11 protein-coding genes are annotated in these 12,634 nt (G+C 70.2%); 10 read left to right on the forward strand and 1 reads right to left on the reverse strand.

Annotated features, from left to right (window positions below; translation table 11 throughout):
• Window positions 1–219 precede the first annotated feature (219 nt).
• From BSZ36_RS13215 to BSZ36_RS19505, 9 genes are all read left to right on the forward strand, one after another.
• Window positions 220–3,102 carry an EAL domain-containing protein gene (locus BSZ36_RS13215; RefSeq protein ID WP_094549725.1) on the forward strand — a complete coding sequence of 961 codons (2,883 nt, stop codon included), beginning with the start codon at window positions 220–222 and terminating at the stop codon, window positions 3,100–3,102.
• Window positions 3,099–3,536, forward strand: a complete 438-nt coding sequence (locus BSZ36_RS13220) for a response regulator transcription factor (RefSeq protein ID WP_179271188.1) — start codon at window positions 3,099–3,101, stop codon at window positions 3,534–3,536. Before BSZ36_RS13215 ends, BSZ36_RS13220 begins: the two co-directional genes overlap by 4 nt.
• On the forward strand, window positions 3,533–4,606 hold the full coding sequence (locus tag BSZ36_RS13225) for a HEAT repeat domain-containing protein (protein ID WP_094549729.1): 1,074 nt from the start codon (window positions 3,533–3,535) through the stop codon (window positions 4,604–4,606). Before BSZ36_RS13220 ends, BSZ36_RS13225 begins: the two co-directional genes overlap by 4 nt.
• Window positions 4,603–6,021, forward strand: a complete 1,419-nt coding sequence (locus tag BSZ36_RS13230; protein WP_218827666.1) for a glycosyltransferase family 2 protein — start codon at window positions 4,603–4,605, stop codon at window positions 6,019–6,021. The genes BSZ36_RS13225 and BSZ36_RS13230 overlap by 4 nt, the downstream gene beginning before the upstream one ends.
• Entirely contained in the window at window positions 6,021–6,845 is an 825-nt protein-coding gene (locus BSZ36_RS13235; protein WP_094549733.1) for a YaiO family outer membrane beta-barrel protein, read from the forward strand. Before BSZ36_RS13230 ends, BSZ36_RS13235 begins: the two co-directional genes overlap by 1 nt.
• Window positions 6,846–6,975: 130 nt before the next feature.
• Window positions 6,976–8,490, forward strand: coding sequence for a TolC family protein (locus BSZ36_RS13240; RefSeq protein WP_094549735.1), 1,515 nt, complete (start codon window positions 6,976–6,978; stop codon window positions 8,488–8,490).
• Between the two features lie 70 nt (window positions 8,491–8,560).
• Window positions 8,561–9,997 (forward strand): HlyD family secretion protein, encoded by a 1,437-nt coding sequence (locus BSZ36_RS13245; protein ID WP_094549737.1) that lies wholly within the window; start codon window positions 8,561–8,563, stop codon window positions 9,995–9,997.
• 182 nt (window positions 9,998–10,179) lie between these two features.
• A complete protein-coding gene (locus BSZ36_RS13250; RefSeq protein WP_094549739.1) occupies window positions 10,180–10,920 on the forward strand; it encodes an ABC transporter ATP-binding protein in 741 nt (246 codons plus the stop codon).
• A 30-nt stretch (window positions 10,921–10,950) separates the two neighbouring features.
• Window positions 10,951–11,088 carry a hypothetical protein gene (locus BSZ36_RS19505; RefSeq protein WP_179271189.1) on the forward strand — a complete coding sequence of 46 codons (138 nt, stop codon included), beginning with the start codon at window positions 10,951–10,953 and terminating at the stop codon, window positions 11,086–11,088.
• Window positions 11,089–11,100: 12 nt separating this feature from the next.
• On the opposite strand, the gene queG is transcribed toward BSZ36_RS19505, so the two are convergent.
• Entirely contained in the window at window positions 11,101–12,114 is a 1,014-nt protein-coding gene (gene queG / locus BSZ36_RS13255) for a tRNA epoxyqueuosine(34) reductase QueG (RefSeq protein ID WP_094549741.1), read from the reverse strand.
• 205 nt (window positions 12,115–12,319) lie between these two features.
• Here queG and BSZ36_RS20160 point away from each other — a divergent pair, with 205 nt between their 5' ends.
• On the forward strand, window positions 12,320–12,568 hold the full coding sequence (locus tag BSZ36_RS20160) for a PID-CTERM protein-sorting domain-containing protein (RefSeq protein ID WP_094549743.1): 249 nt from the start codon (window positions 12,320–12,322) through the stop codon (window positions 12,566–12,568).
• Window positions 12,569–12,634 lie beyond the last annotated feature (66 nt).

Genomic DNA, 12,634 nt, shown 5'->3' on the forward strand with positions numbered 1-12,634 from the left:
GGGCCTGCTCTCCGCCGCCAGAGGCCTCTGGCGCAGAGCCCGACAGCCTTTCGGGGGCGGCGCGCGCCAGGGCGCACATGGGTAAAGACGTCCCCTATGGGAATCCAGATCGTCACGATCTGTAATCCTTTGGGCAAAGAGGACCCGATCCGGCACGTTTAGAGGGGTTCAGAAGCGTGGAATGCATCATGCATAGGGAAGGTCACGCCCCCCCTGCCCATGCCCCACTCCCCTACAACCGACGGCGCCGTCGCGATCGACGCCTCCGGACGTCTCGTGGCGCTCTCGCCAGAGGCCGCGTCGCTGACCGGTCTCGCGCACGACGCCTTTGTCGGGCAGCCCTTCGCGGCGCTTTTCCACGAGAACGACCGCGAGGCCGCCGAGGAGGTGCTCCGCCGCGTCCGCTCGGGCGAGATCGACGAGACCAGCCTCCGCATCCACTCCGCTTCCGATGAGCCGGTGTGGATCTACCTCTCGCGCACGCGAGGCGCCGAAGGGATGGCCGAGGACGGGCGCGTCACCGGCTGGCTCCACGCCGACCGTCGGCGGCGGGGCGACCTGAACGGCTCCGCCCAGGCCGACCGCCTCCGGCTTCTCGCCACGGTCACCTCCCAGAACGCCCCGTTCCAGGACACCATCCGGCAGGCGCTCCGCCTGACCGCCGACCTTCTCGGCTACGACATCGCCATCTGCAGCCGGATCGAGGGGCAGACCTACACCGTGCGCTCGTGCCACGCGCCAGAGGCGGACCTGGACGCCGGAGCCCAGTTCGACCTTGGCGAGACGTACTGCGCGCTGACGGTCTCCGGTAGCGACCTCTTCGAGATCGACCACATGGCGACGTCCCCACACCGGCGCCACCCGTGCTACAGCGCGTTCGGGCTGGAGAGCTACGTCGGGATCCCTATTGTGGTGCGGGGCGAGGTGTACGGCACGCTCAGCTTCTCCTCCGCCGCGCCGCGCACGGCGCCGCTGACCGAGGCCGACGACGACCTGCTGCGGCTTCTGGCGCTGTGGGTCGGTGGGGCCATTGAGCGCGAGGACCGGGAGCAGGCGTACATCGAGAGCAAGCGGCGGCTGCGCGCGCTCGGCGAGGCCACCTTCGAGGGCATCTTCTTTTCCGAGCACGGCCGCGTGCTGGACTGTAACGAGCAGGGCGCGCACATGATCGGCTTCGAGTCGCGAGAGGCCTGCATCGGGCTGCCTCTGGCGGAACTCGTGCCGCCGGAGTCACTGGCGAAGGTCGCGGAGATGAACCTCGCGAACCGCCCCGAGCCGTACGAGGTGGTCCTGCTCCACCGCGACGGGACGAGGTTCTGGGCCGAGGTGCAAGGCCGCCCGGCGCCCTACAAAGGCCGAACGGTCCGGCTGACGGCCATCCGCGACGTGACGCGGCGGCGCGAGGCGCAGGAGCAGACCCGCTTCCAGTCCAACGTCCTCGCGCACGTCTCGGAGGCCGTCGTCGCGCTCGACGCCGAGGGCTACGTGACGTACTGGAACGAGGGCGCCTCCGTGTTGCACTGCCTCCCCCCCGACGCCGTGCTCGGCAAGCGGTTCAAGGACGTACTGCACTACGACTTCGGACCGGCACAGCCGGAGGGAGACGGCACGTTTCCGGCCCAAGAGGCGCTCCGACAGGCCTCGGAAGAGGCGCAAGACCTCACGTACACCTGCCCGGACGGAACGCGGCGGCTGGTCTCCGTCTCCGCGAGCACGCTCTACGACGCTGAGGGGCGGGAAAACGGACTGCTCGCCGTCGTGCGGGACGAGACGCAGCACCGCGAACTGGAAGCGCGGCTGTGGCACCAGGCGAACCACGACGCGCTGACCAAGCTTCCCAACCGGCTCCGGCTCCGCGAGCTGATCGGTGCGGCCATCGAGATGAAAGAGCCGTTCGCGGTCCTCTTTATTGACCTCGACCATTTCAAGACCGTGAACGACTCGCTCGGCCACGAGGTCGGGGACAAGCTGCTCGAACACGTGGCCGTCACGATGGCGGCGGTCGCTGAGCCCGGCTCCGTTTCCCGTCTCGGGGGCGACGAGTTCGCCGTCGTGTTCCCCGGCTCGGCGCCAGAGGCCGAGGCCGTTGCCGCCGCCCTCGTGGAAGCGGTCCAGAGGCCGGTCACGATCGGACCTCACCTGCTCACGCCGACGGCGAGCGTGGGCATCGTGCTGGGCGCGGAGGACTACACCGATCCGGAGGCGCTACTCCGCGACGCCGACACGGCGATGTACGAGGCCAAGCGGCAGGGCCGCGGCCGATCGGTCGCGTTCGAGCCATCGTTCCACATCCAGGCCGCGGCGCGCTTCTCGCTGGAGCGGGACCTCCGCCGCGCCATCGCGGAGGACGAGCTCCGAGTCCACTTCCAGCCCATCGTGGACCTCGCCTCTGGCGAGCTGGCCGGGTTCGAGTCGCTCGTGCGCTGGCAGGACCCCGTCCGAGGCCTTCTCGCGCCGTTCCACTTCCTGCCTCTGGCGGAAGAGCTTGGCCTCGTGGCCGAGATCGACAGCTGGGTGCTGGACGCGACGTGCCGCGAGATCGGGACGTGGGGGGCAGACAGCAACGCGTTTCTGACCATCAGCGTCAACTGCTCGGACCAGACGTTCCTGCGGGAAAGCCTAGCAGAGCGCGCGCGCTCTGCGGCGGAGGCCGCTGGCATCTCGCCCGACCGGCTCGTCCTCGAACTGACCGAGCGCGCGCTCGTGGAGTCCAACGCCGCCGCGGGTGCGCTGGACCGCCTCCGCAACCACGGCCTCAAGCTGAGCATTGACGACTTCGGCTCCGGCTACTCCTCGCTCGGCCTGCTGCACCGCCTGCCGGTGGACGCGCTCAAGATCGACCGCTCGTTCGTGTCGGACCTGGAGAACTCGGCGCAGGCCCGCGCCATCGTGCGCGCCGTGAGCGACCTCGCCAAGGAGATCGGTCTTCGCGTCACCGCCGAGGGCATCGAGACCTTCGCGCAACTCCAGGCGGTCCGGGATGCGGGCTGCCCGCTCGGGCAGGGCTACTACTTCTCACGGCCTGTCCCGCCAGAGGCCGCCGCTCGCATGTTGTCCCAGCCGACCTGGCAGGCGCACTGGCCACCGGGCACGCGCGTGTGAGCTCCGCTGTCCCACCACCGAGCAGTTGGATCGTCCGTCCCCAGCCCCCGAGACCTCGCGTTCTCCTCGCGGAGGGCGACGAGCTCACGGCACGAGTCGTCCATCACCGTCTTACGCGAGACGGGATGGACGTCACGGCCGTTCGGGACGGCGTGGCCGCGATGGACGCGCTGAGCACGCAGGCGTTCGACGTCGCCATTATCGACGCCGTGTTGGTGGGCGTGGATGGACTGGACCTCGTCCGGCGGGTGCGACTGGGCGAAGCAGGGCCCTCGGACATCGGCATTGGCGTGCTGTGCTGGCCGGGGAACGACTCGCTTCTGGCGCGGGCGTACGCGTTGGACGCGGACAACGTGATGGTGCGCCCCCTGTCGCTGGTTGCGCTGAGCGCGAGCGTGGCGCGCCTGGCACGACGCCCCCGGGTGCGGCCATGATGCTCTCCCTCGCTACCATTCCCCTCTCGCGCCTGATCACATTGGCCCTGGTCGCGATGATCCTGCTGGCGGGTGGGCTGGTCATCGCGGCGATCGTCGCGCAATGGATGGGAACGCAAGCTGACGCCCGGCGCGACCGGAACTGGGCGCGCTGGGAGCCGATGCTACTGGACATGCTGGCCGGCGAGCGGGACCCGCGATCTCTCGGCCTCATGGTGACCCCGCGCGAGAGGCTGGACTTTTTCCGGCTTATCGTGGCGTACGCGCTCCGGCTGGGCGGCGAGAGCCGCCGGGTCCTCGCCGAGGCCGCGAGCCTGCACCTCGGCGCGGCGTTGGAATTGCTCTCGCACCCGCGCGCGGACCAGCGCGCGCTCGCGGCGCACCTCGTCGGCTTGGTGGGCGGACCGCAGGAGCGCCAGAGGCTCCGGCCGCTGCTCTGGGACCCCTCGCTGGAGGTCGCCATGACGGTTGCGCGGGCGCTCGCGCGCTCCGGCGACGCGGTCTCGCGGCGGCTGGTGATCGACGCGCTGGAGCGGTTCGAGTCCTGGGGCGCCGGGTCGCTCGCGGCCATGCTGGCGCTGTTCGGCGTGCGCGGCGGCGCCGTTCTCCAGGCCGCGCTCATGGACGCGACGCGGAGCGACCTCGCGCGCGTCTCCTGCGCCGAGGCGCTGCGGCGGCTCGTGTACGTCCCGGCGGCCGAACCGGCCGCCCGCGTGCTGGCCGAAGACGCCGACCGCGAGGTGCGGGCGGCCGTCCTGCGCCTCTTGCGCGACATCGGCGGGCCGGGCCACGCCGACGCGATCCGCCCCCTCTGCGACCACGAGGACCCCGTCCTCCGCCTCCACGCCATCAGCGCGCTCTCGGCGCTGAGCCTCTCGCCCATCGACGCCGCCCGCATCGAGTACGCGCTCCGCGACGAGTCCTCGTGGGTGTCGCTGCGGGCCGCCAGAGGCCTGATCGAATCTGGCCGCGTAGCCTCGTTGCAGACCGTGGCCTCTGGCGACGCGCCAGAGGCGGCGATCGCGCGGCAGGCGCTCGCGGAGGCCGGCTACTCCCCCGCCGAGACATGATGGAAACCCTGCGCCAGATCGTCTGGGTCGCCGACTGGGTCGTGTTCGGCTTTTTCGTGCTCGTGGCGGTGAGCTACACCACGGCGACGCTGCTGGCGCTCCCGGCGCTGCTCAAGCTGCGGCGGTGGTCCAGCACGTTCTACGTGGACGAGGTGGCGGCATCGGCGACCTCGCCGCCGATCACGCTGATCGCGCCGATGTACAACGAGGCGATGGTGTGCGTAGAGGCCGTGCGCGCGCTGCTCGGCGTGGACTACCCGACAAAGGACGTGCTCGTCGTGGCCGACGGCTGCAAGGACGACACCGTTGAGCGGCTCATTGCCGCGTTCGACATGGAGGAGGCCATGCGCTCCGCCACGGCCACGATCCCGACCGCCGCCATCCGCACGGCGTACCGCAGCCGGAGCCGCCCGGACCTCTGGCTGATCGACAAGGAGAACGGCGGCAAGGCGGACGCCATCAACGTGGGCATCAACCACTGCCGGACGCCGCTGCTGTGCACGCTGGACGGCGACAGCCTCCTGGGGCCGGACGCGCTGCACCGCATCGTGCAGCCGTTCCTCAAAGACGCGACGACGATCGCCGCTGGCGGCACGATCGGCATCGTGAACGATTGCACCGTGCGGTTTGGGCGCGTGACGCGGATTCAGCTTCCCAACAAGTGGATCCCCCGCTTCCAGGTGTTGGAATACATCCGGGCATTCGCCTCGGCGCGCGTGGGGTGGAACGCGGCGCACGCGCTGCCGCTGATCTCGGGCGCCTTCGGGCTGTTCCGCCGTGAGGCGCTCGTGGCCGTTGGCGGGCTGGACACCGACGCGACGGGCGAGGACTTCGAGGTGACTGCGCGCCTGCACCGGCACTACCGCGAAGCGGGGATCCCGTACAAGATCGAGTACGTGCCGGACGCCGTCTCGTGGACCGAGTGCCCCTCCGACCTCAAGGTGCTCGGCAAGCAGCGCGACCGCTGGCACAAGGGCGGCATGGAGGTGATGTGGAAGCACCGCGCGATGCTGCTCAACCCGCGCTATGGTCGCATCGGGATGGTCTCGCTGCCCGTCTTCTTCATCGTCGAGATGATGGGGCCGGTGATCGAGGTGTGCGGCTACGTCGCGTTCGCGCTCTCGCTGTGGCTCGGCATTATCAACGTGCCGATGGCGGCGCTGCTTCTGGCGCTGGCCTTCGTGCTCGGGCTCGCGCAGTCCATCGCGGCGCTGGCGCTGGAGCAGTACGCGTTCCGGCGCTACACCTCGCTCCCCGATCTGCTCATGCTGCTCGCGCTCACCGTCGTGGAGAACCTCGGGTACCGCCAACTCACCGTCTGGTGGCGCGTGCGCGGCTTCTGGAAGTTCCTCCGTGGCGACACCTCCTGGGGCGAGATGACCCGCTCCGGCTTCAACACCGCCGACCCGGCCTGATGCCTACGCATTCCGCTCCTTTGCCCTACCGCCCTCCGACGCCCCCCGCCCACGCCTCTGGCGCCAGAGGCGCGCTCTGCCTGTGGGTGTGCGCCGTGGCAGCCGTGCTCCTGGCCTCCGGCGCGAGCGCGCAGAGCGGCTGGGGCGGCGGCGCCTTTTTCAACGCCGACGTGTTCCGCGCCGACCGCGAGGCGTGGCACGAGGAGCGCCTGGTCGTGCAGCGCCGCTTCTCAGCCGGGGCGGCCTCGCTGGAAGGCGGGACCGTCTCGCGCAACGGCTTTACCGACCCCTTTGTCGCGACGGACCTGTACGCCCGCGCGGGCACCCGCGGCTACGGCAACCTGCGCGCGCAGTGGGCGCCCGAGGCCTCTGGCGTGCCGCGTCTGGACCTCCTCGCCGAGGCTTACGCGGTCGTCGGCACGGGCTGGGAGGCCTCTCTGGGTGCGAGGCACATCGTCACCGCGAGCAGCGCCGCCACGCTAGGGACCGGCTCCGTCGCGAAGTACGTCGGCAACTGGACCGTCCGCGCCAGAGGCGTCGCGACGCTGGACGAGACGATCGCGGTTTCCACCTCGCTCTCGGCGCGCTACCTCTTCGACGGCGTCGGCGGGCTGACGGCTCCGTTCGCCGAGGTCACCGTCGGGCGTGGGCGGGAGCCGGTTGTGGCGGCAGGTGGGCTGGAGATCCGGCCGTCCTGGGTGGTGAACGGCCGGGTCCAGCGCGAGGTGCGCTCTGGCTTCGGCGTCTCGGCCTCGCTGGGCTACATCTGGGACGACTCGCTGACGCGCTGGACGGGAGGCCTGGGTGTGACGGGACGGTTTTAGCCACGGGGCCGCGCGCGAGGCCACGCCTCATACGCCAGAGGCCCGCGCCACTAGCTTCCACACCCCGCCTCTGGCGCCGCGTAACCTCGCGGCGCCGCGCCCGTTGAGAGCCGCGACCCTCTCCCCCATCATGCGCCTTCGATCCGCCCTCGCCCTCGCCGCGCTCCTGTTCCCCGCGTTCCTCCACGCTCAGGTGGTGCAGACCGCCGGGGCGCAACCCGACGGTTCGCTGCCGCCAGAGGCCTCTGGCGGGATCACGCTCGAAGAGGCCATCGCGCTAGCGTTGCGCACGAGCCCAGAGGTCGCGCGCGCAGAGCTGGCCGAAGAGGGCCGCGGGCTCGCCATCAGCGGCGCCCGGACGGAGCGGTTGCCGTCTGTCAGTTTTTCAGCGCAGCCGTCACAGAGCTACGGCCTCTCCTTTGACCAGACCACCGGCCAGCTGGTCTCCCAGACCGTTGAGAGCTTCAACACGGGGCTGAGCGCGAACGTGCAGATCTACGACGGCGGCCGAACGCGGGCGCTCGTGCGGCAGGCCGAGTTCGACCGCGCCGCCGCCGAGGCCTCTGGCGAGCGGACGCGCCAGACCGTCGCGGCCGATGTGGCCGACCGCTTTTTGCAGCTCCTCCTGGACCGGCAGCTGGTCGAGATCCAGACCGAGCAGTTGGAGGCCGCGCGGCAGCAGCTGGACCGCGCGCAGCGCCTCGTGGCCGCTGGCGCGAGGCCCGAAAGCGACCTCCCCGCTGCCCGCGCGACCGTAGCCGAGCGCGTGGCCGCCCTCGCTGAAGCGACCGCCTCCATCGCGCGAGACCAGGTGCGTCTGCTGGACCGGCTCGGGCTTGGGCCTCTGGCGGAGGTGACGTTTGTCGGACCGACGCTGGAAGAGCTGGAGGCCGCCGGGCTGCTGGACCTCGCCGCGCCAGAGGTGGCCGCGCTCGTAGAGGCGGCGCTGGACTCGCGCCAGGACCTGCGCGCTCAAGAGATCGCCGTGGACGCGGCCGTGGCAGGCGAGGCGCTTGCGCGGACGGCCTCGCGGCCCAACGTGAGCGCCTTCGGCCAGATCGGGACGGGATATTCCAGCCTCGCCAGCCGCCTGACCAACCCGGACGCTGAGCCCACGCTGCTCCCGGTCACGCTCTCGGACGGTTCGCCGGTCCTCCTGGGAGGCGTCCCGTTTGTCGTCCCGCAGCAGCCGGACTTCGAGTTTGAGACGACGCCGTTTTTCAGCCAGCTCGGTGACAACCGCAGCGGCAGCCTCGGCATCAGCGTGACGGTCCCCATCTTCGACCGCTTCGCGGCGCGGCGCCAGAGGCAGGAGGCCCGCCTCCAATCGGAAAACGCGCGCGTCGAGCTGGACGCGCTGCGCCGCTCGGTCTCGGCGGAGATCGGGCTCGCCGCCGTCGAGATCGCAGGGGCCGAGGCGCGCCTGGACGCCGCCAACGCCCGCGTCGAGGCTGCCCAGGCAGCAGTGGACGCGGAGGAGGCCCGCTACAGCCTCGGCGTGACCACGCCGTACGACCTCGCCGACGCCCGCGGCCGCCTCGCCGAGGCGCTGGCGGCGCGCGCGCAGTCCGCGTACACGCTCGTCTTTCGCCGCGCGCTGCTCCGCCTCGCCACCGGCGACGAGATCACCGACCTCATCCCCTAGCGCCGCTGGCGCGCCCGCGCTCTGGCTTCTGGCGCCAGAGGCCCCTCCCGCATCCTGACGCATCCCACCCATGTCCCCAACGAAGAAACTCCTGATCGCCCTCGGTGTGGCCGTCGTGCTCCTGGTCGTCGTGGCCGTGGTGGTCGGCGGCGGCGGAGAGGACGGCGTCGAGGTGGAGACCGCCGAGGCGCGCGTGCGCCCGATTACCCAGGCGGTGACCGCCTCTGGCGTGGTCGCGGCCGAGAGCGAGGTGAGCATCTCGCCGGACGTCTCAGGTGAGGTCATCTTCGTGGGCGTCAAAGAAGGCGACGCCGTGGAGCGCGGACAACTTCTGCTCCGCATCCGCCCAGACACGTACGCCTCGCAGCGGCAGCAGGCGCTCGCGGGCGTGCGCGCCTCGCAGACGGATGTGGAGGCCGCGCGCGCGGACGCCGCGCAGGTGGCCGCCGAGCGCGGGCAGCTCCAGGCCGACATCGCGCAGGCCACGGCCGAGCGAGACCGCGCGCAGCGCACGATGGACCGCCAGCAATCCTTGCTGGACCAGGGGCTCGGCAGCGAGGTCGAGTTGGAGAACGCCAGAGGCGCCTTTGAGCAGGCCCGCGCGGCCGAGCAGGCGGCAAAGGCCCGGCTCGCAACGCTCGACACCCGCATCGCGAGCGCGCAGGCGCGGATTCGCGGCGCCGAAGCTCGGGTTTCCAGCGCGCAGGCCAGCGCGCAGCAGGCGGGTCAGCAGCTCGCGCAGACGGCGATCTACGCGCCCATGAGCGGGACCGTCACCTACCTCAACGTCGAAGCCGGCGAGCGCGTGGTCGGTACGGCCACGATGGCGGGCACCGAACTGCTCCGCATCGCGCAGCTCAACGACATGACCATCGAGATCGAGGTGAGTGAGACCGACGTGGCGAACCTCGCGCTGGGAGACAGTGCCCGCGTCGAAGTGGACGCGTTCCCGGACGACCCGCTCGTCGGCGTCGTCAGCGAGATCGCGACGAGCGCCCGCACGGCGCCCAACGCCAGCGGCCAGGCCTCCACCAACTTCCCGGTCACGATCGCCATCCTCGCCTCGGGCGAGACGCCAGAGGGCGTCACGCTCGCCGCCTCGGGCGAAGAGCGCACGCCTCGGGCGCCGTCGGTGCGCGTGAGGCCGGGCATGAACGGGACGGTGGACGTGTTCACGCGGACAGTCCCCAACGCCGTCGTCGTGCCCATCCAGGCCGTGACCGTGCGCGATCTGAACGCGATCCGCCGGGACAGTCTCGAAACGGCAAACGCCAAGGGCGACGAGACCGCCGACCCCGACGCCGTCCCGGAAGAGGAAGACCTCCGCCGCGTGGTCTTCGTGGTGGTAGACGGCAAGGCCGAGATGCGCTTGGTCGAAACCGGCATCGCGGACGACACGCACATCGAGATCACATCCGGCCTGGCAGGCGGCGAAACGGTCGTCACCGGCCCCTTCAAACTTCTCCGCACCACGCTGGACTCTGGCGATGCGGTCAAGGAGGAGTGAGCCAGTAGCCAGTAGCCAGTAGCCAGTAGCCAGTAGCCAAAGCAGCGCGGCCTCTGGCGCGGAGTCAAGCTGCCAGAGGCGGCGCTCACTCGCCGCTGTCCACACGCCAGAGGCCTCTGGCGCCCGATCCCAACGCCTTTCCCTGTCACGGGCCACTCCCTGTTGGCCGCTTCCCCGCCCCCATGCCTGTCATCGAAATCGCCGACGTCTGGAAGACCTACACCATGGGCACCCAGAAGGTGCACGCGTTGCGCGGGTGCTCGCTGGAAGTCGAGAAAGGCGAGTACGTCGCCATCATGGGACCGTCGGGCAGCGGCAAGAGCACGCTGATGAACGTCATCGGCTGCCTGGACGCGCCCACGAGGGGGATGTACCGGCTGGCCGATCGCGACGTCTCGCGCCTCACGGACGACCAGTTGGCCGAGGTGCGCAACAGCGAGATCGGGTTCGTCTTCCAGACCTTCAACCTGCTCCCGCGCCAGGACTGCATCCAGAACGTGGAACTCCCGCTGGTGTACGCCGGCGTCTCGCGCAAGGAGCGCCGCGAGCGCGCGAGTGACGTCTTGCGCTCGGTCGGGCTCGGGGACCGGATGGACCACAAGCCCAACGAGCTCTCGGGCGGGCAGCGGCAGCGCGTGGCCGTGGCGCGCGCGCTCGTCAACCGCCCCGCCATCCTCCTGGCCGACGAGCCGACCGGCAACCTGGACAGCACGACGAGCGACGAGATCATGCGCCTCTTCGAGAAGCTGTACCGCAGCGGCAACACCATCATCGTGGTCACGCACGAGGACGACATCGCCGAGCACGCCCGCCGCGTGGTGCGCCTCCGCGATGGGTCCGTCGAGACGGACCGGTCTGTGGCCGCGCCACACATGGCCGCGCTCTCCGACGCGGAGTTGGACGCGACGCCAGAGGCGGTATAGGGCTTCGGGCGTAGGCACGGCGGCCCGAGGGTGGCCTCTGGCGCCAGTCCCGCCAGAAGCGAGCACGCGTGGGAGGTGGACACGTCGGGGTGGGCCGCTGGCGTCTACGTCGTCCGCGCCGAGACCAAGGACGGGGCGGTGAGCGCGGGGCTGACGGTCGCGCGGTAGCGCCAGGGGCCGCTACCCGTTCTGCTCGCGCCAGCGGCGCGCGTTGGCTTCGGCGTTGGCCGCATTTCGCGCCATGCCCTCGGGCGTGGTCCGCTTGAGAGGGCTCTTGCGGAGCCGCTGCCGGAACGCTTCCAGGTCCATCTCCTGCCACGTCGCCAGAGGCGTCTCGGCTACTTCCGGGCGGGCTTGGAAGCGGGCGTCGCGGGTCTCACGGGCAAACTTGTTCCACGGGCACACGTCCTGGCAGATGTCGCAGCCGAAGATCCACGGGCCAAACTCCTTCGCCAGCTCCTGCGCCTGGGGCGGCCACGCAGCGCCGCGCTGCTCGATGGTGTGATACGAAATGCAGCGCGTCGCGTCGATCTGGTAGGGTTGGTCCAGTGCATCCGTCGGGCAGGCGTCCAGGCAGCGCGTGCAGCTTCCGCAGTGGTCCGCCGCGAACGGGTCGTCGGGCTCCAGGTCCACGTCCACGATGAGCTCGCCCAGAAACACGAACGAGCCGTGCGAGCGCGTGAGGAGGTTCGTGTTTTTGCCAATCCACCCGATGCCGGCGCGTTGCGCCCACGCTTTGTCCATGACGGGTGCGGAGTCCACGAACGCGCGCCCGCCCGCGCCGCCAGAGGCCGTGTCCAACCAGTCGAAGAGCTCGGCCAGCTTCTCCTTCAGCACGTCGTGGTAGTCGTCGCCCCACGCGTAGCGGCTGACTTTGCCGACGCCTCTGGCGAGAGCGTCGGCGTCCGCCAGCGGCTCGGGGGCGTGTGCGAGGTAGGTGTGCGCCACGCTGACGACGCTTTTCGCGCCCGGCACCAGCTCACGCGGGTCGATTCTCTTGTCAAAGTTCTGGTCCATCCACGGCATCGCGCCGGCCTCGCCGCCGTGACGGCCGGCATCCAACCACGCCTCCAGGCGCCTAGCTTCGGCATCTAGGCGCTCGGCTCGCGCGATCCCCACCAGATCGAAGCCCAAACGGAGCGCTTGAGCTTTGACTTCACGGGAAAGGCAGGAACGGACGCCAGAGGCTGTCATAAGCTTTTCGTTCGGGTTCAGACGGAGACGAAGGCCTGGAAGCGCTTTTGAGTACCGATTGTTCACGTTGCCAGTTAGGATCTCCGCCGTACACTAGCTAAGGCATCCTGAAAGGACTGCACCGTTTGCCGGACTTGGGTTTAAGATGACCCCGTTCGCGGCCGAAACCCGTATATCTGAAGAGACCGCTCTCGCCCCCCCGTCCATGCCCCGCCTTTTCTTCGCCTTCGCCCTCGCTTTCCTGTTCGCAGGATCGGCCGTGGCTCAGTCCGTTCCGGATTGGGCGTCGTCCTCCACCTCTACCTCTGAGGCGTCGGAAGACAACTTCGGCCCTGGCCCTCCGCCTCCGCCTCCGCCACCACCGAACGTGCCCCTTGACGGCGGCCTCGGTCTTCTGGCTCTCGCAGGCGCGGGATACGCGGCGCGTCGCCTTCGCCAGCGCGACACGGAGTAGCTCTCTGGAAATTCAGACTGTTCGGCCCGTTCCCCTCTGGGAGCGGGCCGAAGCTGTATAGGGCCG

This window comes from Rubricoccus marinus (assembly GCF_002257665.1).
Lineage (GTDB): Bacteria > Bacteroidota > Rhodothermia > Rhodothermales > Rubricoccaceae > Rubricoccus > Rubricoccus marinus.